Source organism: Actinomyces slackii, from assembly GCF_900637295.1.
Classification (GTDB): domain Bacteria; phylum Actinomycetota; class Actinomycetes; order Actinomycetales; family Actinomycetaceae; genus Actinomyces; species Actinomyces slackii.
Window position 1 is genome coordinate 1032092 of record NZ_LR134363.1, and the last position, 23799, is coordinate 1055890.

The following is a 23799-nucleotide window of genomic DNA, read 5'->3' on the forward strand; positions in this document are numbered from 1 at the left end:
GTGCTGCTCTCCGACCGTGATATCCGCGCCGAGCTCGAGGCGGGTCGCGTGGTCCTGGACCCCTACGACCCCGCGATGATCCAGCCCGCCTCCATCGACGTGCGCCTGGACCGCTGGTTCCGCCTCTTCGACAACCACCGCTACCCGGTGATCGACCCCTCGGCCGCCCAGGAGGACCTGACCCACCTGGTGGATGTGGGCCCCGAGGAGCCCTTCGTGCTCCACCCCGGCGAGTTCGTCCTGGGCGCGACCTATGAGGGCCTGACCCTGCCCGACGACGTCGCCGCCCGCCTGGAGGGCAAGTCGAGCCTGGGGCGCCTGGGGCTGCTGACCCACTCCACCGCCGGATTCATCGACCCCGGGTTCACCGGGCACGTCACCCTGGAGCTGTCCAACACGGCGACCATGCCCATCATGCTGTGGCCGGGGATGAAGATCGGGCAGCTGTGCTTCTTCCGCCTGTCCAGCCCGGCGGCCGCCCCCTACGGATCGGGGGCCTCGGGCTCGCGCTACCAGGGCCAGCGCGGCCCCACGGCCTCGCGCTCCCACCTGTCCTTCCACCGCATCCGCATCCCAGATGCCTCCCCGGCCGCCGAGCACTCCACCGGCGCCCAGCCCCCCACCACGAGCGAGGAGAACGCATGAGCGAGTCCACCGATCTGGCAGCCGCCCTTCCCACCGACACCGGGACCTTCTCAGCGGGCTCCATGCTGCCCGTGGGCAAGCTGGACACCCACCACCTCCTCCTGCTGGCCGACGACGTCACCGCCGACGAGGTCGAGGCCCTGGCCCTGTCCCAGGACATTCAGGCCGGCTGGGTGGGAGTCTCCAGCCTCCAGCTCTTCCCGGGGGCCTACCTCCAGGGCCCCTGGGATGTCGATGCGCAGATGCGCTCACTCCTGGGCGCCCCGGAGTGGACCAGCCAGCTCATGGTCCTGGACTGCCCCCGCGTGCGCGCCGGCGCCCTGCCCCCCGCGCTGGCGGGCAAGGACCCCCTGGCGGACGCCTTCCCCCTGGCCCAGCCCACGGGAGCCGAGCTGGTGGCGCTGACCCGGATGCGCGCCATCGCCCGGCGCCTGGCCGGGGCGCTGCGCCTCATCCCCGGCGCACCCGACGGCGCCGACCCCGTGCTCATCGAGCCCAGCCCGGAGGTCTCGGCCTCCCTGACCGTCTACGGCCCGGTGTGGATCGGGCCGGAGGACCTGGCGGCCCTGCTGGGCCAGCGGGCCCCCGGGATGCGCCCGGCCCTGCACGCCGTCGAGCCCCCCAAGGCCATCGGCCTGGATGCCGTGGACCCCGACAAGCTCGAGCGCCTCGTGGAGACCATCGGCGCCGAGGTCTTTGAGAAGGCCTGGCACGCCTCGAAGGAGGTGCGCTCGCGCACCGAGTGGGAGGAGGCCCGCGCCGCCGCCAGCGGGGGCGTGATCGAGGATGAGCTCGACGGCTACGCCGTCATCGCCCCGGTGGACGGCGAGCGCGAGGGCTGGGGCAGCATCGAGGTCCAGGTGGGGGCCACCGACGGCCTGCCCCTGGCCGTGCGCGGGGAGAGCTGGGCGCGCGGCGCCGTGCTGTCCTACGACCTGCGCTGGAAGCCCCTGGACCAGGCCGACGCCTACGAGGAGGTCGTCTCGCGCTCGCGGCGCAGGGAGCGCCAGACCGCCCGCGACCTCATCGAGGAGCTGGCCACCATCCTGGTGGGGGCGGTGACCGGCGTCGCCGTGGATGACGACGGCTTCCTGGTCTCCCTGGACCCCGGCCAGTAGTCCTGCTGGTGCTCCGGCCCCGGGGCCGGAGCCGGGCGCGCCGGCTCAGCGCTCGGGGTCGCGCAGGGCGCCGGGGCGCCGTCGGGCGAGCAGGCGGGGCCGGGCGGCCCGAGCCCGGGAGGGGTCCCAGTGCCAGCCGGAGAAGACCGCCGCCTGCTCCATGGCGTGGGACCAGGCCGGCTCCTCGCCCCGCCGTGCCCCCACGGCCAGGTAGTGGCGCAGCAGGCCCGCGGCGGCCAGGGCGTCGTCGAGGGCCGAGTGGTGCTGATCGATGCTCACTCCGGCCGCCTGGCAGCAGGCGGTCAGGCGGCGCGAGGGCGTGGTCATGAAGTGCCGGGACCACTCCATGGTGCACACCCGGGGCACGCGGGCCCCGCGGTCCAGCAGGCCGCGAAGCCCCAGGGCGTGGGTGAGGAAGCCGACGTCGAAGCGCGCGTTGTGCGCCACCACGGCCCGGCCGGCGAGCTGGGAGACCAGCAGGTCGGCGACCTCGTCGAGGGCGGGCGCCCCGGCCAGGTCCTCGGCCATGAGCCCATGGATGCGAGTGGGGCCCACATCCACGCCCCGGCCCGGATCGATGAGCGTGGACCAGCTGGACTCCACTCGGCCCGCGCAGTCGGCCAGGACCAGGCCGATCTCCAGGATGAAGTCCGTGGTGGGGGACAGTCCCGTGGTCTCCAGGTCCACCACGGCGTATCCCACGTGGCGCGCCTGCCACTGCGCCTGCGCCGAGGGCGCCGAGGGGGCCGGTGCCGGGGCCTGGACGGGGCGCAGCGGGGCGCGGTCGGCGGGAGGGCGGTGGTAGAAGGGCATCGCCACGAGCCTAACCCCGGCCCTCTTCCCCGGCGGCGCCCGTAGGATCGGGGCACCCGTTCCAGGAGGAGACATGACTGACGCCCCCAGCGCGGCATTGGCCGCGCCCCAGGACACGCCCGTGAGCAATGAGACCATCGCCGCCCTCATGGCGCACCGCACCATCCGGGCCTTCGCCGAGGGAGGCCTCGACGAGCCCACCGTGACCACCCTCCTGGATGCCGCCCGGCACGGGGCCACCTCCTCCTTCCTGCAGCAGACCACGATCATCCGCGTCCAGGACCCGGCGATCCGCGAGGCCGTTCACGGCGCCTCCCGCCAGCCCTATGTGGGAGGCAGCCGCGGGGAGCTGTTCGTCTTCGTGGTGGATCTGCACCGCAACGCGGTGATCCGCCAGCGCGCCGGGGCATCGCTGGAGCCCCTGGAGCGCATGAGCGTCTTCCTCCAGGGACTGGAGGACACGGTCATCGCCGCGCAGAACATGGTGGTGGCCGCCGAGTCCCTGGGACTGGGCACGGTCTACCTGGGCTCGATCCAGGGCGATGCGCGCGCCGTCATCCGCGCCCTGGGGCTGCCCGAGCGGACCTTCCCGCTGGTGGGCCTCATCGTGGGCCGCGCCGAGCAGACCCCCCAGTACAAGCCGCGCCTGCCCCGCCGGATCACCACCGGCGTGGACGCCTACCCGCGCCTGGAGGCCCAGGAGGAGGCGCTCGCCGCCTACGACACCACCGTCCAGGAGTACTACGACCTGCGGGACGCCAATGCGCGCCTGGACTCCTTCTCCACGCTGATCGCCCGCAACCTCGGAGTGGGGGCGGCCGCCACGGCGCCGACCCTGGAGATCCTGCGCGAGCAGCGCCTGGCCCTGCACTGAGGGGCGGCGGTGATGAGCATGGGGACAATGGGGACAATGGCGGCAATGGAGTCATCGGGAGCCGGTGCGCCCGCGGACCTGTCCGGCCTGCCCGCGCTGGCGGCCTTCGACTTCCCCCTCGCGCTCGTGGTCACCTCCGGCGGGGCGGTGCTGGGGGAGGCCGGGCGCGTCGACGAGGTCTTCCCCCTGGCCTCGGTGACCAAGCCGATCGTGGCCTGGGCGGCGCTGGTCGCCGTCGAGCGGGGCCTGCTGGGCCTTGATGATGAGGCTGGGGAGCCGGCGCCCCGGGGCGCCACGGTCCGCCACCTGCTCGCCCACGCCTCGGGCATCGCCTTCGACTCCGACGCGCAGCTGGCCGAGCCGGGCGCGCGCCGCATCTACTCCAACCGGGGCATCGAGGTGCTGGGGCGGCGCCTGGAGGAGGCCACGGGCATGCCCCTGGAGACCTGGGTGGAGACCGCGGTCCTGGAGCCCCTGGGGATGGCCAGCGTCCTCATCCCCGGCTCCCCGGCCCACTCGGGCCTGGGCAGTGCCGGGGACATGGCGGTTCTCGCCCGCGAGCTGGCGGCGCCCCGCCTGGTCTCCCCGGCGCTGGCTGCCCGGGCCTGCGCCCCCGTTCTGCCCGACCTGGAGGGGATCCTGCCGGGATACGGCAGGCAGGCCCCCAATGGCTTCGGCCTGGGGGTGGAGGTGCGCGGGACCAAGGCGCCGCACTGGACCGGGACGCGCAACAGCCCCGCGACCTTCGGGCACTTCGGCCAGTCGGGCTCCTTCCTGTGGGTGGACCCGCAGGCCGGGCGTCAGGCGGTGTTCCTCGGCGAGCGGCCCTTCGGGGCGGTGCACAAGGAGCACTGGCCGGCCCTCAGCGACCAGATCCTCGCCCTGTGAGCGCCCCGCCGGGCCAACGGCGCGCCCCGGTGGGGCGGGCCGGTGGGGCGCGCCCGCGCTCGTGGGCGTGCGCGTGCGTCGACGACGAGCCTTTGCGTCAATCACCCCTGTGCTAACCCCAGTCGGATGACGCGAACCCTCGTCCGATAGGCAAAGGCACGTCGTCGGGCCGGCCGGTCACCGAGGTGACGGTGGCAGTGGACGGGCCCGTGACCAGCATCATCGGGGCCGAGGCTTCGCCGTCGGAGGATTCCGTCCGACCCCGCCGGCAGGCGTCTTGCACTCGACGCCCGAGAGTGCCAGCATTGCGGTTAGCACTCGGAGCCTTCGAGTGACAACAGACCCGGCTGGGACGTGAGGGCCGGAGCGGGGCGTGACGTGAACGCCCGGCGCCGATCCGTCCGTCGCGGGCACGAACCGGCCACCCACCACTTCGTGGAGGAGACTCAATGTCCAAGATCATTGCCTTCGAGGAGGAGGCACGCCGCGGCATGGAGCGCGGCCTGAACACCCTCGCCGACACCGTCAAGGTCACCCTGGGCCCCAAGGGCCGCAACGTCGTCCTGGACAAGAAGTGGGGCGCCCCGACGATCACCAACGACGGCGTGACCATCGCCAAGGAGATCGAGCTGGAGGACCCCTACGAGAAGATCGGCGCCGAGCTGGTCAAGGAGGTCGCCAAGAAGACCGACGACGTCGCTGGTGACGGCACCACCACCGCCACCGTGCTCGCCCAGGCGCTCGTGCGCGAGGGCCTGCGCAACGTGGCCGCCGGGGCCAACCCGATCGCCGTGCGCCGCGGCATCGACAAGGCCGTGAACGCCATCGTCGAGCGCCTGCTGACCGACGCCAAGGACGTCGAGACCAAGGACGAGATCGCGGCCACCGCCTCGATCTCCGCCGCCGACGAGCAGATCGGCCAGTTCATCGCCGAGGCCCTGGAGAAGGTCGGCCACGAGGGCGTTGTCACCGTTGAGGAGTCCAACACCTTCGGCCTGGAGCTCGAGGTCACCGAGGGCATGCGCTTCGACAAGGGCTTCATCTCCCCCTACTTCGTCACCGACGCCGACCGCCAGGAGGCGGTCCTGGAGGACGCCTACGTCCTGCTGGTGGAGTCCAAGATCTCCAACGTCAAGGACCTGCTGCCCCTGCTGGAGAAGGTCATGCAGGCCGGCAAGCCGCTGGCCATCATCGCCGAGGACGTCGAGGCCGAGGCCCTGGCCACCCTCGTGGTCAACCGCATCCGCGGCACCTTCAAGTCCGTGGCCGTCAAGGCCCCCGGCTTCGGTGACCGCCGCAAGGCGATGCTGCAGGACATGGCGATCCTCACCGGCGGCACCGTCATCTCCGAGACCGTGGGTCTGAAGCTGGAGAACGCCACCATCGAGGACCTGGGCCAGGCCCGCAAGGTGGTCGTCACCAAGGATGACACCACGATCGTCGAGGGCGCTGGGGACAAGGAGGCCATCGAGGCCCGCACCGCCCAGATCCGCCTGGAGATCGAGAACTCCGACTCCGACTACGACCGCGAGAAGCTCTCCGAGCGCCTGGCCAAGCTGGCCGGTGGCGTTGCCGTCCTGAAGTCCGGCGCCGCCACCGAGGTCGAGCTCAAGGAGCGCAAGCACCGCATCGAGGACGCCGTGCGCAACGCCAAGGCCGCCGTCGAGGAGGGCATCGTCGCCGGTGGTGGCGTCGCCCTCATCCAGGCCGCCGAGGCCCTGGAGTCCCTCAACCTGGAGGGCGACGAGGCCACTGGCGCCGCGATCGTCAAGGTCGCCGTCGAGGCCCCGCTCAAGCAGATCGCCGTCAACGCCGGCTTCGAGGGCGGCGTCGTGGTGGACCGCGTGCGCAACCTGCCCACCGGCGAGGGCCTCAATGCCGCCACCGGTGACTACGTCAACCTGCTGGCCGCCGGCATCGCCGACCCGGTCAAGGTGACCCGCTCCGCGCTGCAGAACGCCGGCTCCATCGCCGGCCTGTTCCTGACCACCGAGGCCGTCGTGGCGGACAAGCCGGAGCCCCCGGCCGCCCCGGCCGGCGGTGGCGACGAGATGGGCGGCATGTACTGATCCGCTGATCAGCTCGGGCATCGAGCCCAACCGCGGCGGGCCGCTCCTGATGACAGGGGCGGCCCGCCGTCATGCTCGCGGCGCGGTGGGCAGGGTGCTCGCAGTTGGTCTGCCGGACGCGGGATTGGGTTTCGACGGTATCCCGTGATCGGGCGCTGCGGGGCTGTTGCCCCTCAGGCGCGGGACTGGGTGAACCGGCCGGCGTTGGTGGTCTCGGTCTCGTCATAGGTCAGCGCCGCCTGGTCCAGGGCCAGACTGATCTGGTCGAGATTGGCCTGGACCTGGAGCTGGGTGAGGCGCCAGTCCGAGGCGCATACCGCCATGGAGTCGGAGGCCGATCCGGTCCAGGAGCCCTGGAGGAAGGTGATGTCGCTCTGCATGCCATCGACCTCGGTCTGGATCGTGGCGATCCGGGTGCGGGCGCGCACGGCGGTGTCGGAGACGGCGGTGGTGTCAACGGCGAAGGAGGGCATGGCTGTCCTTTCGTATGGGCGGGCCTCGATTCCGGGCCTCGCCAGGAGCGGGTTCCGTACCCACCACGGTAGGGCCGAGTCCAGGGCTCTCGCCTCGGCGGCCGCGAGGCCTGTGGACAGCGCCCGCAGCAGGGGGCCTGTGGTGCCCGGGGCGCCACGGGGTCTGGCGAGGAAGACCTGGGAGTCCTGGGGTGTGGGTCTGGGCGGGTGTCATCCTCCTGGGACGGTGCCCCGGATTGGGAGCCCCGGGGCTGGGTCTCTGGGGATGTGAGTCGGTTAAGTCCCTAGAGTTGGGTTTGGGTCTTGACGTTGGTGGGGGTGGTTTGGGTAGTGTTGGTGTTGGTCTCGAGGGTGAGGCCCGTGCTGGTTCGGATCGCGTGGAGGGTGGCCGCTCATGGGTGTGCGGGTTGCTGGGTCGGTTGTTGGTGCGTGTGCTGGTCGCCCTGGCGAGCGCGGTGCTGGTCGGGGGCATGTGCCGGGCCTGGCGGGTGCTGTGGCCGTGGTTGCCTTGGTGCTGGTGGTGTCGGGGTGCTCGGGTGGGGCCTCGCATGCGGAGATGATGGCCAGTCAGCAGGCGACGTGGGATGCGCAGCGGTCTGCGGCGGCCAGTGCCAGTGCGAGTGCTGCGGCCAGTGCTGCGGCGGTGGTCAGTGCCAGTGCTGCTGCTGAGGGGCTGAGTGTGGAGGAGTGGGGTCTTAAGCAGGAGGCTTTGGCCACTGCGGCGCCGGTGATGCCCGAGTTGGCGACCTACAACACCCCCGAGGGCCGAGGCGCCGCCGCCGAGTACTTCGCTTCGCTGCTGCCCTACGCCTCCGCCACCGGCGACCTGACCGAGTGGAAAGCCATGAGCGAAGAACGCTGCGAATTCTGCAAGTCCGTCATCGATGACTTCACCAATCTGCATGATTCTGGGGGGTGGATGGATCCTTGGGATCTCACCATCACCGAAACCACTATCTACGAGCAGAATGAGGGTTATGACTATGCCTCGGTCGAGCTGAAGCTGGCGCAAAGCGAGGCGGTCAGGCATGATGGGACCGGTGGTCAGACGACACACGACGCTAGTTCCGAAACGACGCTAAAATTAGCGCTTCGATGGAACGGTAAGCGGTGGGTTGTTGGTGAAGGTGAGCACTCTTGATGCAGCACGACGAGATTTGCGGAACGAGCAATAACATGAATCGCCGATACCGTGGGCGTGAAACTTGTCTTTGCGCCAGAAGTGCAGACAATCATCGGCCTTGCGAGAGGTCGTTTAAGAAGCGAACGATCATGCTCTCATCGCGGGGCAACTATTTTCGCGCGCTAACACTCTCGATTCTCCTCGCAATTCTTATTCATACTGCGGCGAATGCGCCAGCGCAAGCAAATGAATCCAGTGTCGTCGATGGTTTTGGAAGCGGCGACAATGTCGTCATCACTGGTGAGGAGTCGGTGGTGTATGAGGAGCCTGCTGCTTCGGCTCCTTCGGTTCCGTCGGGGTCGGGGGAGTCGGATGGTGGGGCTGTGGTGGTGGAGACTCAGCAGTCCTCCTGTGATGACAGGGGCGCGGGCGCTGATGCGTGCAGGCTCGGTGAGCTGCTGGCCCGTGCCACCGGCCCGGCCCCTGCCCCGGCCCCGGCCCCGGCTGCCCCGGGTGGGGGTGGGCGCGTGGTGGTCAGTGTTCATGATCTGGCGGCCCTGTCCCTGAGCGGGTCGGGCATCACCCGCCAGCCCCCGGGCCCCCAGGTGCTGTCGACCAAGCCCTTCATCGTCTACACCAGTTCCGCGACCCGCACCTATACCGCCCAGATCCTGGGTCGGGCGGTGACCATCGAGACCACGCCGATCTCCTACCTGTGGGACTTCGGGGACGGGGTGTATCTGTCGACCACTGATCCGGGGGCGGCCTGGCCCGATCACACCGTGTGGCATGACTACACCACCACGCATACCCAGATCCACACCACGCTGACCACGACCTGGAGGGCCCGCTACCAGCCCGCCGGGACCAGCGCCTGGCGCCCCATCCCCGGGACCCTGACCACCACCGAGACCACCACCGCCTACGACGTCGTGCGCACCATCACCTACCTCACCGACGACGCCGAAGAACAACGAGAGCATTGAGCCCAGCACAGCACACCCCCACCCATCCGACCTGGACTCCCAGACCCGCAAGCGGCTCGCCACCACCTGGACTCACCCGATGCGGAGACACGCCCACCGCAAACCTACCGAGACCCCATGCGCCGCCTCACTGGTCGTTCTTCGCGAAGAAGGCTGCTGCTTTTTTCAAGAACTCGTTCTCCTGCTGCAGCTCGCGGACCTGTTTCTTCATGCGGGCTACCTCCTCGGCCTCAGCAACCGCTTCTCTTTCCTTAGCGCTGCCGTGCTCCTTCCTGTGCTTCGCGACCCAGTTGCCCACCGTCTGGGGCACCAACTCGTAGGAAGCGGCCACCGACGCGATCGTGCGATCCTTCTCGATCACCTCGCGCACCACCTGCTCCTTGAACTCATCCGAGTACTTCGCCCTTGCCATGGTCCCATCCTATCGAATCAAAGGAAGACGAAAATCCCCTGTCCGAGAAGCGCCACTCACCCCACCCATGCCCACCCCGGAACGCCGCAGACGTGCCTTTGCGCCACCAACGTGACTGTGCGTCAAACACCCCTGTGCCCACCCCCGTGGGATGACGCGAACTCACGTCTGCGACGCGAACCCACGTCGTTGAGGCGATCCAGCGCCGGCCACCCGCCAGCCTCGATACCTGACTCCTGACGGTTTAGTGCCCTGCGGCGTTCAGGTTGTTGAGGATTTGTTGTGCGGTCTGGGTGATCTGGGGTTGGGCGGTGATTTGGTGCCCGTTGACGCTGATGGTGACTTCTTGGAGTGGTCGCAGCTCGCGCACGAGTCGTTTGATGCTCATCCCGGTGGCGTTTTGTAGGTGGCGGGCTACCGCCAGGGCGGCCATCACCACTGTCAGGTGGGCCTCGATCGCGTCACGGGTGTGGTGGAAGACAGGCCGTGCCCGCAGGTCGTGCTTGGACATGCGGAAGGACTGCTCCACGTGCCACAGCTCGTGGTAGGAGTCGATCACCTCACCGGCCTGCATGATACTGGCGGGGATATTGCTCACGTAGCCCTTGAGTCCCGCGAGCCGCTTAGCGCGGGCCAGAGCCTTGTCGTCCAGGACCTGGTCGCCCTTACGGACGGTGACGAACCTGGTGGCCTTGGGGCGCTTGTCGCCGGCGACCACCGCCCGCGCCCGGTTCTCCTGAGCGGTCAGGGTCTTGTTGTCCCTGGCGAACCGCCTGGCGCTGTAGGCCCAGATCGCCCGCCACGACCCCGGGTGACTCTGGGGGTCCCAGACCGGCTCATCCCGAACGGACTGGTCGCGTTCCCCACTGGTAGCGCCGTGGCGCGGGGTGATGGTGTCGATCACCTGCCCGTCGACCAGGGCGTCCCCATGCCAGCGGAAGTGCGCGGCCAAGTCCACCGGCGCCTTGGCCATCCGCGAGCCGACGATGAACCCCATACCCGCCTGATCGAGCGCTTCAAGGTTGGCCGCCGAGAGCATGCCGGCGTCCGCCACGATCACCAGGTGCTCAATACCCGCGTTTTTCCGGAAGCCCTCGATCATGGGGATCAGGGTGGACGTCTCGGCCCTGTTGCCCTCCCAACAACCGATCCGCAGGGGGAAGCCCGCCCGATCCACCAGCAGGCCCACGATGACCTGTGGATCCACCCTGCGCTCCTTGGAGTAGCCGACCTTGCGCAGCCCGTCCTCGTTGTCGGTCTCGAAGTACAGGGTTGTCACGTCATACAGGCACAAGCTGAGGTCCCCGCCCGTGATCACATGTGACAGGCAGGCGCCCTGGATGCGGGACCGGTAGTCGTTGCTGGTGCAACGGGCCAGGCAGCGGAACAAGGAGCGCGCAGTGACGGCGTCAACTCCGAGCTCGCCGAGCACCACGGGGACCTGCTCCTTGCTGGTGGGCTCGATCAGGCGGGCCAGCACCATCTGCTTGAAGGCCTGGTCCCCGCCCGTGGCCTCACCCAGCCCCAGGGCCTCATAGGCGCCCGTCAGCACATCCCACAACAGAGCACACCGCTTGGACTCCACCACCGCCGAGGCGACTGCGGAAGCGGACTGAGGGGCAAGACCGGCCAGGTCCAGCACGCCCTGCCCGGCCTGTATCTTCTCCCTGCCCGCCTGAACCAGGGCCGCCAACTCCGCCTCAGTGTGGGCTGAGCCCAGGTGCTCCACAATCCGGCGCGTCCCGCGCTCCTTCACGGCGATCTGCACCGCCGTAGCGCCAGAAGCGGTACGCACTCTGCGGATATACGGGCTCACACCCCATCACTCTACCGGCCACCCATTAGTGCCCCACAACCACCACCCCCACCCCGCCATACCAACGAAAAACCCCAACCACCCCCACACCCCGTCAGGAGTCAGGCGTCAAACACCCCTGTGCCCACCCCCGTGGGATGACGCGAACTCACGTCTGCGACGCGAACCCACGTCGTTGAGGCGATCCAGCGCCGGCCACCCGCCAGCCTCGATAGGCAGAGTCGCCCACTGCTCGGTCCGCACGTGGCGGGACAGACCCGGCGCCGTCACCCGGACTGGTGCGACGATGGACACAGTCCTCACGTGGCGGGACAGACATCCCATATGTTCGACGCCGCAGCGCCGCGGGTCCTACGATGGCACGCACCTCGACATCCGGGTCCGTGCCGACGCATGCCGCGCATAAGCCCGAGCCAGGCAGCACGCTGCTCTGGTCACCAGCTGGTCAGCACCTGGTCAGCAGTCCGCGCAACCCGTATCCGATCCCGGAGGCAGAACGATGGGCGTCAACGACGCGCCGCAGTGGCTCCTTCCCGCCTTCTCGCGCTCCGTCAGGGCGCTGGGCGCCACGGCTGACGCCGAGCAGATCCGCGCGGCCGGGGAGCATCTGGTGGCCCTGTGGTCCACCCCCGACCGGCGGTTCCACACCTTGCGCCATGTCATTGACATGCTGGCCCGGGTTGACGAGCTGGCCGACGAGTCCCACGATCCCGATCTCATGCGCGTGGCCACCTGGTACCACGGCTGCGTCTTCAGCGCCGACACCGTTCAGGTCAGGGTCCGCAATGGCGGCGAGGATGAGATGGCCTCGGCGCAGTTCGCCGCCCAGGACCTCCAGGCGCTCGGTGTGCCGCCGGAGGCGGTCGAGCGGGTCTGCTCCCTGATCGTCAACCTCAAGCGCCACACGCTGACGGCCGAGGACATCGACGCCATGGCCCTCATCGACGCGGATCTGGGCACCCTGGCGGTCGACCCGCAGACCTACAAGGAGTACCTGCGCCTGCTGCGCGAGGAGTACGCCCACATCCCTCAGGCCGAGTACCTGCGGGCGCGGCTGGCCATCACCACCCGCCTGCTGGGGCGCGATCGGCTCTTCCGCTCGCCCTTGGGGGAGCGCTGGGAGCTGCCGGCGCGCCAGAACCTCGAGGCCGAGGCGGCGCGCGTCAGCGCCAAGCTGGAGGCGCTCTCCCCCGGAGACGCCGAGCAGTGCGCGCAGGTCGGTCACGTCGCCGACCCCTCCGCCGATCAGCCGACCTCCCGCCAGGGGAGCGCGGCGGACCCCTCCCTGTGCAGCCTGAGCGAGGAGCCCGACGACGGTCCCCGCAGCTGCATCGAGCAGCGCCCCCGCGGGGCGAGCGCCGATGAGCCCGGCCAGACCCAGACCCAGGCCCAGACCCAGGCCCAGGCCGAGCACAGCGCCTCCCCGCTGCCGCCCCGCGTCGTGGCGCCTGCGGGCGCCCCGCGCCTGGAGCGCTCCGGCGCGCCCTCGGCCGCCTCCCCGCGCACCCCTGCCGATGGCGTTCCCGTCGGGGGCCTGCGCAAGGAGGGCAAGGGCATGTCGCATGCCGCCTCGATGGAGTCCTGCATCGAGGATCTCGACAGGCTCCTGTCCGCGCCGCGGGCGGGGGAGGAGCGGGGGATCAGCCGCCACGCCCAGGCCGCGGAGGAGCGCGAGCGCATGGCTGAGACAGTGCGGCAGCGGGCCCAGGCCGCCCGGGCGGCGCGCGAGGCGCGCACCGGCGAGATCGCCCCGATCACCGAGGAGATCGTCGACGACGGCGCTGGCGACCTGTAGCGCCTCGCCATCGCCTCCCAGGACCGCCCCGCTGATCCTGACGGCCCGCTGATCCTGACGGTCAGGCGCGTCTGCCTGGTGGGGTCCGGTGCCCGGACCAGTCTTGGTGAGGGATGCGGATCAGGCGGGCTCGGGATCGGCATCGGGATCGGGCTCTGATGGGGGCAGGGGGAGCTCGATGCGCACTGTGGCCCCGCCCCCCGGGGTCTGGAGCATCTGGACCGTGCCTCCGTGGCGCTCGATGATCCCCAGGACGATGGCCAGGCCCAGGCCCGAGCCGCCGGTCTCCCGGTTGCGTGAGGAGTCCGAGCGGTAGAAGCGCTGGAAAACCTTCTCCGCCTCCTGGGGAGGCACGCCGCCGCCGTGGTCGCGGACCTCGACCACCGCCACCCCCTGTCCTCCGGAGGTTCCCGGCAGCGTGGAGTCGCTCTGCGTGCCCACCGCGATCTCAACAGGGGTGCCCGCGGGCGTGTGGCGCACCACGTTGCCCAGCAGGTTGGTCAGCACCTGGGAGAGGCGGTCGCGGTCGCCCACCACCTGGACGTCGGGGGCCTCGGCCTGCTCGTCGTCGTCGGGATCCTCCAGGGGGGTCAGGGAGCAATCCCGGTCGGGGGCCAGGACCGCCATGTCGCTCAGGGCGCCGATCGCCAGCTCGGTGATGGACAGCGGCTCCATGACCATCTCTCGGCCCTCATCCATGCGGGCCAGCTGCAGCAGGTCATCGACCAGGCGGCCCATGCGGTTGGACTCGGTCTCGATGCGGGACATGACCTCCCCGGTGCGGTCGGTCGGCACGCCCCCCATCCGGTAGAGCTCGCCGTAGCCGCGGATCGCGGCCAGGGGTGTGCGCAGCTCATGGGAGGCGTCCGAGACGAATCGGGTCATGCGCTCCTGGGCCACGACCTGGACGGAGAAGGCGTGCTCGTTCTGGGTGAGCATGGTGTTGATGGCGCGCTGCAGGGAGCCCACCTCCGTGGTCGAGGGCTCGGTGACCAGGATGCGCGCCGACAGGTCGCCCTGGGCGATCCGCCCGGCCACCGACTCGATCTGCCGCAGCGAGCGGAAGGAGCGGTGCACCAGGTAGGTCGAGGTGATCGCTCCCACCAGGATGATGACGACGTCGGCCAGGGCCACCACCAGGCGGGTGCGCTCGACGGTCTCGGTGACGTTCTTCATCGGCAGGGCGATCGCGGCCACGCCGACGTACTCCTTGGTGTTGCTGTCATGCAGCAGCATGAGGATGGCGCGCCACTTGTGGGGGGAGTTGCTGGAGTCGACGGTGATGATCTGCGGATCGCCCTCATTGGCCAGCACCGTGCGGTAGTCCAGCTTGCCCTCCAACTGGGGGACGCCGTACTCCTCGGAGGTGTCGGGGTGGATCCACTGGCCATCGCGGTCGCCAGAGATGTAGTCGGCCTCGACGTAGTAGGTCGATGGCAGCGGGCCCCCACCTCCGGGGGCGTTGTTCATGCGGGCCAGGCCCTCGGTGCCGAAGGCGGCTCCGGTGACCCTGAGCTGGGCGTCGATCTGGTTGATCATGTTGCGCTCGAGCATGGAGGTCACGACGAAGGAGGAGATGAGCAGGCCGATGGACAGCACCGCGGTGGTCATCAGCGCCAGGCGGCTGCGCAGCGGCAGCGCCTGCCAGGGCCGTTGGACGGCGATCAGCGGATGCCAGCGCCCCCGCTTGATGGGACGGTGCTGCTTGTTCAGGGGCGCCCGAGTGCGCGCGGCAGACCGCGCAGCAGCCATCACTCCGCCTTGGGCTCGCGCAGCATGTAGCCCACGCCGCGCCGCGTCTGGATCAGGGGGGTGACGGGGTTGCCGTCACGGTCGTCGATCTGGTCGACCTTGCGGCGCAGGTAGGAGATGTAGGACTCCACGATGGCCGCGTCGCCGTTCCAGTCGTACTCCCAGACGTGGTCGAGGATCTGGGACTTGGAGACCACGCGTCCCGCATTGAGCATGAGGTAGCGCAGCAGCTTGAACTCGGTGGGGGACAACTCCACCTCGATCCCGGCGCGGTGGACCTCGTGCGCGTCCTCGTCGAGGACCAGGTCCGAGACGCGCACGACGCCGTCGTCCTCGTTCTCGATGGCATGCGTGCGTCGCAGGATGGCCCGGATGCGAGCGATGACCTCCTCCAGGCCGAAGGGCTTGGTCACGTAGTCGTCGCCCCCCACGGTCAGTCCCTGGACCTTGTCCGCCATGTCGTCACGGGCGGTCAGGAAGAGGATCGGGGTGGACACGTCCCGCTCCCGCAGGCGGCGGGCCACGGTGAATCCGTCCATATCGGGAAGCATGACGTCCAGGACAATAAGATCCGGGGAGCTCTTCTCAGTGCATTTCAGGGCGCCGTTGCCGTCACCCGCGGTGGAGACCTCGAATCCTGCGAAGCGCAGGGAGGAGGCGAGCAGGTCACGAATATTGGGCTCGTCGTCGACAACGAGGAGATGGGCTTCGGTGCGGGACTGCTGGGAACGCTCCATACGTACACCATCCCCCCATTTCCTGAAGGTTGTCTGAGTGTGTTCTGCAAGAGTCTCATGCGCATGTGATGAGACGGGACTCACGTGAGTCCGTCGCCGGGCGGCGCGAGGGCGCTGTGAGGGCGGGGCCGGACGCCCCGCCGACATCACAGGAAGGCCAAGGGATCGAACTCCTCCAGCGGGATGATCCGGACGCGAGGCAGGGCGATGGTGAAGGCCCGGACATCGGCCTCGAGGTCGTGCACCGTCAGTCCGCGCTCCGCCAGGGAGGCCAGCTGCGAGCTGAGGTACTCGCGGAAGCACAGGACTCCCACCTGCGCTCCGGCCTCCATGAGCCGCTCGACCTGGGGGACGTAGTCGCCGTCGTGGCTGCCCAGCAGGACATGGGCCTGCTCACCGGCCTCCACACGGCCGGCCAGCGCCTCCAGGGTGCGCTGGATGCCGACGTCGACCACCTTCTCCTCCGGGCCGCCCGAGCCCGCCAGGGGCACCGGCCGATAGTCCATGGCCAGCAGCGCCTGGACGAATCCCATGGGCATATGACCCGAGGTCGCGTTGAGGAAGAACAGCGCACGGGCATCCTCCCCCTCGCCCTCCTCCGCGGAGGCATCGGAGAGCTCGTCGCAGTAGGACAGGACGCGGTCCCAGCGGGGGCGCTCCTCGGGCTCGGGGCGTCGACCCAGCACGCTCATGCCCAGGGTGGCGTCTATATTCTCTCCGTCGACAAGAAGGTAGGTCGGTGCACTCATGCATCAATGCTAGCCGCTGGCTGGAGTCAGGACGGGAGTCTCCTGCGAGGAACCGGGGCGTCCTCCCCATCCGTGCTCCGCGGCCCATGGGGGAGGCGGGAAGGATCGCCGGTCCGCGGGGCAGGCCCCGGCGCGTCGCCCGCTGGCCGGGCCACAATGCCCCGGCCCCGCATGCGCCGGGGCGCGCGACGCTGAGATGAGCGAGGCGCGCCCCCGGGCGGGCCCGGCCCTGCCGGGCGGGGCTGTCAACTGGGCGGGGCTGTCAGTAGGAGGACTCGTCCGCCTGGGCCTGGTTCTGGGCCTTGAGCTGGTCGAAGGCGGCGTCGACCTCGCCGTCGGTGATCTGGGCGGGGGTCTGGGAGTCGGACCCGGGCAGGGCGGGGGACGCGCCCCCGGCCTTGAGGGCGGCCAGGCGCGCCTCGGCCTCCAACTGGGCGCTGGAGGCCTCCAGCTCGGCGAACTGGGACTCCAGGGAGGAGCCCGCCAGCTCCATCTGCCCCTCCGCCTGGGCCTCGACCCGGCGGACCTGGTCCTCGTAGCGGGCCAGCTCGCTGGTGGGGTCCATGACATTGATGGAGCGGATGGCGCCCTGAACCTTGACCTGGGCCTCGGCGGTCTTCTGGCGGGCGACGAGTTGGTCGCGCTTGGACTGCAGCTCGCCGAGCTTGACCTCCATCTGCTGCAGGCCGGTCTTGAGCTGCTCAACCACCTGGCGCTGGGAGGCGATCATGGGCTCGGCGGCCTTGGCCTCGTTCTCCGCCGTGATCTGCTTGGTCAGCGCGATCTTGGCCAGGGAGTCCCACTTGTCCGCGCCCGCGGCGTCCCCGGCGGCGCGCATCTGGTCGGCCTTGCGCGAGGCGGCCAGGGCCTTGTTGCCCCAGTCGCGGGCCTCGGCGACATCCGCGTCGTGGTCCTTCTCCGCCAGGCGCAGGTTGCCGATGGTCTGGGCGACGGCGTCGCGGGCCTCGGCGATGGAGCTGGTGTAGTCGCGCACGAGCTGGTTGAGCATCTTCTCCGGATCCTCGGCGCGATCCAGGAGCGCATTGATGTTGGCCCGGGTGAGTTGGGCGACGCGGCCCAGGATCGACTGCTTCTCAGCCATGAGTGCTTCTCCTTAACGAGTGGTCCAGTCGCGACGGCGGGGCGCCGGCGCGTCAGATGTGGTTGATGGCCTCTGGGTGGTGATGCTTCCAGGCCGGTCCCCGGCGGTCACCCCGCCTGGGGGATGATCTCTGAGAGCATGATGCTGGGCGGGTCCGGTGCGGGGGCCGCGACCGCCCCGGTCCGCGCGGGCGCTCAGTCGAAGTCGAACATGTCTCCCAGGTCTCCTAGGTCCCCCAGGCCCCCGCCCCAGCCCCCGTAGCTCCGCCCGCCGTTCATGGCCCCGCCCAGGAGCAGACCGCCCAGGACCAGCGCGCCGAGGTTCCCCATGGAGTCCCCGCCCGCGCCCGGGCCACCGGAGTAGTGGCCGCCGCGCGTATCGGCCTCTGCCAGGGCCTGGGCCTGGGCGACGAGGGGCTCGGCCGCGGCGACCTCCGCCAGGGCGGCGGTCGGGTCGGTGGTCTGCATGGTGGTGGCCGCGGTGGCGTGGCGGGAGGCCTCGCTCAGGGCGGTGCGCGCCGAGGATCCCACGGTGCCGCGGTGGGTGGTGATGTAGGCGGTGACGGCCTCGATCTGCGAGTTGAGGCGGGCCAGGCGCGAGCCCAGGGAGGCGCGGGCGCGCGAGTCGTTCTCCTCGCGCTCCCTGGCCGGGGCCAGGGCCGCGTCGATGGCGGCCTCCGCGCGGGCCAGGCTGTCCAGGGCCGCCAGAGGGTCCCCCTCCGGGGTAGGGCCGGTGGCCGCCCGGCCCTGGGCGACGGCGGCCTCAGCCTGGGCCACCAGGGGGGACAGCGTGGCTGTGGGGACCATGGAGGCCAGGCGCTCGGCGTCGACCAGGTCCGAGGAGATCGAGGCGATGGCCGCCTCCAGATCCGCGCTGGCCCGCTGGAGGCGCTCGCGCGCGCCCGTGACCTGCGCGGCCAGCGCCCCGGCCTGGGCGATGGATCCCTGGGCGATGCGCACCTGCTCGACGGCTGTGGCCTCCTGCCCGGCCTGCGCGCTGGTGCGGGCCTGGTCCAGGGCGGTGCGACCGGCCGCCAGGAGTCGGCGCGCCTGCTCGGGCGCCTGGGAGACGCTGGTCAGGGAGGACTCGGGGTAGGCGGCGCGCAGGGTCACCAGGAGGGTGTCGGCCATGACGATGGCCTGCTCGGTCTCGTCGGCCCGCTGGGCGGTCTCGGTGAAGGAGGTGGGCAGGTTGGCCTCCAGGCCCCGGCGCTTGTTGAAGGCCTCCTCCTGGGAGCGGATCTCGGCGATGGCGGCCTCGCAGCGCTGCTGGATCTCGGTGTACATCTCGCGCTGCTGGGCGGGGGTCTCGGGAATGTCGTCCTCCAGCAGCTTGCGCAGTTCGAAGGAGCGCGAGACGTGCTCGCGCGCCCGCGCCAGGGCCTCGGTGAAGGCATCGGTGGCGGACAGGCCGAACTGGGCCTGGGCGTAGGACAGCTCCTCATCGGCGGCGCGCACGGCGTCGTCGGCCACGACCAGGGCGTTGCCGGCCCGGGCGCGCAGGGCCTCCAACGCGGTGGGACCGCTGGCGGACTGCTGCTCCTGGCCGCGGTTCATCCAGCGCGAGAAGATCATGGTGTCCTTCCTCCTCCGGCATGCCCTGGCTGCCGGGATGCCGCGTGATGTCAGGCATATCGTCGCCGCTGGCGGGCTCCAGCGGCAAGCCGGTTCGCCCAAGGCGGCACATCGGCCGGGTCGGGGAGGGCCTGTGATGCGATGGGGAGGGGAGGGAGGAGCGGCCGCGAGTGCGGGGCGAGAGCACGGGCCGGCAGGTGTGGCCCCTCAGGGGGTGGCGGTGGAGGTTCGGCGCCGTGCGGCGTCTTGGGGGTCGTGGGGGTTGGGGACGAAGGTGAAGCCCTGGTCCGGGCCGGCGGCGACCGGCGGGATGGCGACGATGAGTTCCTTGAGGAGTGTGCGCATGTCCTCAATGGCTGCGTCATTGTCAGATGCAGGCTCAGAGCCCCCTCTTGAAAAGAAGATGATATGTAGTGCGTGATCGTCCGGGTATAGCCACGCCGCGCTCGCATGCCAAGAAGAGCTGTTGATCCAGATGTAGCCTCTTCCTTCGATTCCCTCAAGAGTGATAGAATCCATGCCGTCGTCATCGAGTGCAGAAAAGTCGTAACTTGTGAGGCCGGCGCTGAGTTGCCTGCCAGGGGCGTAACCAATGCTGAGGCCGTACTGACCTCCTGGGGGAAGGTGCCATCCGTAGAGGTCGCAGTTGAAGGTGTCGGCATTCTCTCCGTTCTGATCGATGAAAGCCTTGTGCTCGTAGGTGTAGTCCTCCACTTGAAAAGACAGTTCGTCCTTTAATAACTGGTGTGAGACTGCTTCGCAGAGAGTCTCATCCGTCAGGAAAACGGGTTCCGCCGTCGTTGGAGAGGGTGGCGTGGCCTCCGGCTTGCTGGTGCTGGCGCAGGCCGACATGCTGATGGCGAGAATCGCGCATAACGCGACACGGGCAAAGCAGTCACCCTTTAGGTCGATCCCGCTAGACAGGGCCATCCAATGCCTTCCAGTGAAAAATCGTGTCGCTCGCCGGATAGATGCTCATATCGTACTGTGCCGCCGTCGATCCTCCTGACCGCTGTCGGCGTCAGGTTGAGCTGGCTGGCCTCCTGCCGACGGGTCTGTGGCATCCGGCCCTCGTCCTCGGCTTGCGCGGGTCCCGGCGATCAACACAATTGGACGCATGACTGAAACACCGCGGAACGATAGGTCGGTCAGTGCTGAGGCCCTGGCGATCACCGTCATCGAGCCCGAGAGGGGCGCGCCCCTGGGTCGCCTGGGCGAGTGGCTCTTCGCCGAGGGCGCCTCCCTGACCATGGTGCGCCTGTGGCAGGGCGAGCCCGTGCCCGCCCTCGCGGAGCTGGGTGACGGCCTGGTGGTCCTGGGCGGGGCCATGAACGCCCACGACGACGAGACCCACCCCTGGCTGGAGGACCTGCGCGCGCTGCTGCGCGAGGTCGTGGCCGCGCGCATGCCCGCCATCACCATCTGCCTGGGCGCCCAGGTGGCGGCCGAGGCCCTGGGCGGCCAGACCGCCGTGCCCTCACCCCACGGCCGCGAGGGCGGCATCGTCGAGCTCGAGCTGACCCAGGCCGCCGAGGCCGACCCGCTCTTCGCCGAGACCGTGGCCGAGGCGGTGCGCGCAGCCGTGCGCGCCGGCATCCCCACCCAGGACGGCACCCGCCTGCCCGTCATCGTCTCCCACGACGACGTCGTCGTCGCCCTGCCCCAGGACGCTGTGCTGCTGGCCTCCTCCCAGGCGGCCCCCGTGCAGGCCTGGCGCGCCGGCAAGCTCCTGGCCCTCCAGCACCATCCGGAGTCCTCGCCCGAGCGCATCGGCTACTGGCAGGCCCGCTCCTTCCTGCGCCACCAGGGTGTCTCCGGCGCCGACTCCCTGCCCGAGGAGGACATGCCCGCCGAGGCCATCGAGGTAGGCAAGGCGGCGACGCAGGCCGCCCGGGAGGTCGACCCCGTCATCCAGGCCTTCGGCCGGGCGCTGGCGCGCGGCTTCGCCCGGGAATCACGCGCCTACGCGGCCCGTCGAACGACGGCCTGACCCCTCGGCCGGCGAGCCGAGCCTGAAGGAGAGTGCAACCTGGGGAGTTCAATCCGTCGCATACACGCGTTCGATGAGGCAGACTAAGTCATGCCCGGGGTGGAAGGGTGCACGGCCCAGCCGCAGGAGCGTGGATCGTTTGCGCAGACCAACGCGATCCTTGGTCTGATCCACGCGCCAGCCGTCGCCTTCCACCCCGGGTCTTCGTGTGCCCGGGGCCCGCACGAGGCAACCGTGAGGCGATGAGAACTGCGGGCCGAAGGAGCCCGACGACGCCCGACAGCGCCCACAGTCGTGCTGCTCACCGGGCCGGCGCCGTCGGCCAGTGCCCCACCGCAGCGCCCGCCCCACAACATGAACAGGGAGCCGCATGATCATGCGGCTCCCCGAGGAGGTGTGTTTGCCGGTACTGCGCCCGTGTCCACGGTGAGCGACCGGGCGCGCCCTTGGCGCTGAGGTCAGTGACTGACGTCCATCGTGCCCAGTACCAGCCAGGCCAGGGCGCAGGACAGGACCAGCGTCAGCATGCCGAGCAGATAGAGGCCGACGGTGGCCAGGGTGTGGAGTCTCTTCGCGTGCATAGATGGCCCCTTCATGGTGAGGGTCGAACTGCGGGTCATGTCCTTAGGCCCCGCAGTGACTCCCATCATGCACGCCGCCGTGCGCCCTGCCCTCCTCCTGGCGGATGATCATGAGGTCCCCCAGCGGCCCGAGGCGGGCGGCCCGCGCGCCGGCGGGTGCGGGGCGCCGGCGGGCGCTGCTTCGCCTCGACGACGTGACTCTGCGTACCGGACGAGAGATTGCGTAGAGGACGTGGGTTCGCGTCAATCGCCCCTGTGCCAACCCCAGTCGGATGACGCGAACCCTCGTCCGATACGCAGACGCACGTCCACGACGCCTCAGGTGGAGGGGCCGGCACGCCGGAGGGGGTGCGGCGTGGGGTCGCGCCTCAGCAGGGCAGGGGCCGGCACGCCGGAGGGGGTGCGGCGTGGGGTAGGGCGCCTCCGCGGGCAGGCCCGGTTCGCCGGCGGGTGCGCGGCGCGGGGCCAGTCGGGCTCAGTCCAGGAGGTCGGAGGCCTCCATGATCTCGTAGGCGTAGCCCTGCTCGGCCAGGAAGCGCTGGCGGTGGGCCGCGAAATCCTGGTCCACGGTGTCACGGGCCACCACCGTGTAGAAGTGCGCCTGGCGCCCGTCATCCTTGGGGCGCATGATCCGCCCTAGGCGCTGGGCCTCCTCCTGGCGCGAGCCGAAGGACCCCGAGACCTGCACCGCCACGGAGGCCCCGGGCAGATCGATGGAGAAGTTGGCGACCTTGGAGACCACCAGCACGGGCACCTCCCCGGCGCGGAAGGCGCTGTAGAGGCGGGTGCGCTCGGGCACCGTCGTCGACCCGGTGATGACCGGGGCGTCCAGATGGGCCGCCAGCTCCTCGAGCTGATCCACATAGCTGCCGATCACCAGGGCGGACTCCCCGGGGTGGCGAGCCAGAAGCGCCTCGACGATCCGCGGCTTGGCCGGGGCGCTGGCCGCCAGGCGGTAGCGGTCCTCCGGCTCGGCGGTGGCGTAGGCCATGCGCTCGGAGGCGTCCAGGCTCAGGCGCACCTCGGTGCACACGGCCGGGGCGATCCACCCCTGGTTCTCCAGGTCCTTCCACGGGGCGTCGTAGCGCTTGGGACCGATGAGGCTGAAGACCTCGTCCTCGCGCCCGTCCTCGCGCACCAGGGTCGCAGTCAGCCCCAGGCGGCGGCGCGCCTGCAGGTCCGCGGTCATCCGGAAGATCGGGGCGGGCAGCAGATGGACCTCGTCATAGACGATCAGCCCCCAATCATGGGAGTCCAGCAGGTCCAGGTGCGGGTAGACGCCCTTGCGCTTGGTCGTCAGCACCTGGTAGGTCGCGATGGTCACCGGCCGGATCTCCTTGCGCGACCCCGAGTACTCCCCGATCTCATCAGGGCTCAGGGTGGTGAAGCGGACCAGCTCCTCCTTCCACTGGCGCGCCGAGACCGCATTGGTCACTAGGATCAGCGCCGTCGTCGAGGAGCGGGCCAGCGCCGCGGCCCCCACCAGGGTCTTGCCCGCGCCGCAGGGCAGGACCACCACGCCCGAGCCCCCCGCCCAGAAGGACTCCACGGCCTCGTCCTGGTAGGGCCGCAGGGCGAAGGCCCCCGGCTCGCCGGCCGCCACCGCCTCGGGGGAGTCCCGCAGCGCCATGGGGTGGGCCTGGCCATCGACGTACCCGGCCAGGTCCTCGGCCGGCCAGCCCAGCTTGATGAGCACCTGCTTGAGGCTGCCCCGCTCCGAGGGGTGGACGACGACGTCCTCGGGCCCGATCCGCTCCCCCAGCAGTCCCTTGGTGCGCTTGGAGCGCAGCACCTCCTCCAGCACCGGGGCATCCGTGGAGTGCAGCACCAGGCCGTGGGCGGGATGCGCCACCAGCTGCAGGCGGCCGTAGCGGTCCATGGTCTCGGCGATCTCGGTCAGCAGCGCATGAGGCACCGGGAAGCGCGAGTGCGTGATGAGGGCATGGACCACCGTCTCGGCATCCAGCCCGGCGGCGCGGGCGTTCCACAGCGCCAGGGGCGTGATCCGGTAGGTGTGCATGTGCTCCGGGGCCCGCTCCAGCTCGGCGAAGGGCGCGATGGCCCGGCGTGCCTCAGCGGCGCCGGGATGAGCGGCCTCCAGCAGGACGGACTTGTCGGACTGGACGATGAGGGGGCCATCGGGCGCAGGAGCAGGCATGGCAGGAGTATCCCGTGGCGATGATGACGCCGCCGTGACGGGCGCGACGCCTTCACCGGTGGCTGAGCCGATGCGCTGCCCGACCTCATGCACGGCCCGGTGTCATGGGCGGCCGGCCGTCATGCGTGGACGGCGGCGCGCCCG

The 23799-nt window shown here is 70.2% G+C and carries 21 protein-coding genes; 9 read left to right on the top strand and 12 right to left on the bottom strand.

The genetic code is table 11. The annotated features are described in order from the left end of the window. Together dcd and EL266_RS04210 are read left to right on the top strand one after the other, a co-directional pair. On the top strand, positions 1-645 hold the full coding sequence (gene dcd / locus EL266_RS04205) for a dCTP deaminase (protein ID WP_034514875.1): 645 nt from the start codon (positions 1-3) through the stop codon (positions 643-645). After that, entirely contained in the window at positions 642-1763 is a 1122-nt protein-coding gene (locus EL266_RS04210; RefSeq protein WP_026426944.1) for a hypothetical protein, read from the top strand. Before dcd ends, EL266_RS04210 begins: the two co-directional genes overlap by 4 nt. Positions 1764-1808: 45 nt before the next feature. Here the strand turns inward: EL266_RS04210 and EL266_RS04215 are convergent, their stop codons facing one another. Further along, complete coding sequence (locus EL266_RS04215) at positions 1809-2576, bottom strand: 3'-5' exonuclease (protein ID WP_034514874.1); 768 nt, start codon at positions 2574-2576, stop codon at positions 1809-1811. A gap of 73 nt (positions 2577-2649) precedes the next feature. Here EL266_RS04215 and EL266_RS04220 point away from each other — a divergent pair, with 73 nt between their 5' ends. The 3 genes from EL266_RS04220 (at position 2650) to groL (ending at position 6407) form a co-directional block, all read left to right on the top strand. After that, on the top strand, positions 2650-3450 hold the full coding sequence (locus tag EL266_RS04220) for a nitroreductase family protein (RefSeq protein WP_051281142.1): 801 nt from the start codon (positions 2650-2652) through the stop codon (positions 3448-3450). Positions 3451-3495: 45 nt separating this feature from the next. After that, entirely contained in the window at positions 3496-4338 is an 843-nt protein-coding gene (locus EL266_RS04225; RefSeq protein WP_026426942.1) for a serine hydrolase domain-containing protein, read from the top strand. Positions 4339-4787: 449 nt separating this feature from the next. After that, positions 4788-6407: a chaperonin GroEL gene (gene groL / locus EL266_RS04230; protein WP_026426941.1), complete on the top strand. Its 1620-nt coding sequence runs from the start codon at positions 4788-4790 to the stop codon at positions 6405-6407. 173 nt (positions 6408-6580) lie between these two features. Here the strand turns inward: groL and EL266_RS04235 are convergent, their stop codons facing one another. Continuing rightward, positions 6581-6880 (bottom strand): WXG100 family type VII secretion target, encoded by a 300-nt coding sequence (locus EL266_RS04235; protein WP_026426940.1) that lies wholly within the window; start codon positions 6878-6880, stop codon positions 6581-6583. Positions 6881-7436: 556 nt separating this feature from the next. Between EL266_RS04235 and EL266_RS04240 the strand changes: the two genes are divergently transcribed. After that, positions 7437-8021, top strand: a complete 585-nt coding sequence (locus EL266_RS04240) for a DUF6318 family protein (protein ID WP_126412154.1) — start codon at positions 7437-7439, stop codon at positions 8019-8021. Positions 8022-8386: 365 nt separating this feature from the next. Next, complete coding sequence (locus EL266_RS04245) at positions 8387-8989, top strand: hypothetical protein (protein ID WP_051281269.1); 603 nt, start codon at positions 8387-8389, stop codon at positions 8987-8989. A 127-nt stretch (positions 8990-9116) separates the two neighbouring features. On the opposite strand, the gene EL266_RS04250 is transcribed toward EL266_RS04245, so the two are convergent. Together EL266_RS04250 and EL266_RS04255 are read right to left on the bottom strand one after the other, a co-directional pair. Beyond that, on the bottom strand, positions 9117-9401 hold the full coding sequence (locus tag EL266_RS04250; protein WP_026427206.1) for a transposase: 285 nt from the start codon (positions 9399-9401) through the stop codon (positions 9117-9119). 244 nt (positions 9402-9645) lie between these two features. After that, positions 9646-11217, bottom strand: a complete 1572-nt coding sequence (locus tag EL266_RS04255) for an IS1634 family transposase (RefSeq protein ID WP_026427207.1) — start codon at positions 11215-11217, stop codon at positions 9646-9648. A 499-nt stretch (positions 11218-11716) separates the two neighbouring features. On the opposite strand from EL266_RS04255, the gene EL266_RS04260 reads away from it, so the two are divergent. Further along, complete coding sequence (locus EL266_RS04260) at positions 11717-13012, top strand: HD domain-containing protein (RefSeq protein ID WP_026427208.1); 1296 nt, start codon at positions 11717-11719, stop codon at positions 13010-13012. A gap of 120 nt (positions 13013-13132) precedes the next feature. Here the strand turns inward: EL266_RS04260 and EL266_RS04265 are convergent, their stop codons facing one another. The 6 genes from EL266_RS04265 to EL266_RS04290 all read right to left on the bottom strand — a co-directional run bounded on the left by EL266_RS04265 (position 13133) and on the right by EL266_RS04290 (position 19856). Then, positions 13133-14764 (bottom strand): sensor histidine kinase, encoded by a 1632-nt coding sequence (locus EL266_RS04265; protein ID WP_051281270.1) that lies wholly within the window; start codon positions 14762-14764, stop codon positions 13133-13135. Next, positions 14764-15501, bottom strand: coding sequence for a response regulator transcription factor (locus EL266_RS04270; protein ID WP_026427209.1), 738 nt, complete (start codon positions 15499-15501; stop codon positions 14764-14766). The genes EL266_RS04265 and EL266_RS04270 overlap by 1 nt, the downstream gene beginning before the upstream one ends. Before the next feature lie 146 nt (positions 15502-15647). Next, positions 15648-16250, bottom strand: a complete 603-nt coding sequence (locus EL266_RS04275; RefSeq protein ID WP_026427210.1) for an NYN domain-containing protein — start codon at positions 16248-16250, stop codon at positions 15648-15650. A 262-nt stretch (positions 16251-16512) separates the two neighbouring features. Further along, a complete protein-coding gene (locus EL266_RS04280; RefSeq protein WP_051281271.1) occupies positions 16513-17352 on the bottom strand; it encodes a PspA/IM30 family protein in 840 nt (279 codons plus the stop codon). Between the two features lie 194 nt (positions 17353-17546). Next, positions 17547-18926, bottom strand: a complete 1380-nt coding sequence (locus EL266_RS04285; RefSeq protein ID WP_232012108.1) for a coiled-coil domain-containing protein — start codon at positions 18924-18926, stop codon at positions 17547-17549. Positions 18927-19133: 207 nt separating this feature from the next. Further along, on the bottom strand, positions 19134-19856 hold the full coding sequence (locus EL266_RS04290) for a hypothetical protein (protein WP_126412156.1): 723 nt from the start codon (positions 19854-19856) through the stop codon (positions 19134-19136). Positions 19857-20043: 187 nt separating this feature from the next. Between EL266_RS04290 and EL266_RS04295 the strand changes: the two genes are divergently transcribed. Next, complete coding sequence (locus EL266_RS04295; protein ID WP_051281272.1) at positions 20044-20916, top strand: type 1 glutamine amidotransferase; 873 nt, start codon at positions 20044-20046, stop codon at positions 20914-20916. A gap of 458 nt (positions 20917-21374) precedes the next feature. Here EL266_RS04295 and EL266_RS13870 read toward each other — a convergent pair whose 3' ends face one another. Next, positions 21375-21497 carry a hypothetical protein gene (locus tag EL266_RS13870; RefSeq protein WP_269471448.1) on the bottom strand — a complete coding sequence of 41 codons (123 nt, stop codon included), beginning with the start codon at positions 21495-21497 and terminating at the stop codon, positions 21375-21377. Positions 21498-21972: 475 nt separating this feature from the next. Then, positions 21973-23655, bottom strand: a complete 1683-nt coding sequence (locus EL266_RS04300) for a DNA repair helicase XPB (protein ID WP_026427212.1) — start codon at positions 23653-23655, stop codon at positions 21973-21975. Between the last annotated feature and the right edge of the window lie 144 nt (positions 23656-23799).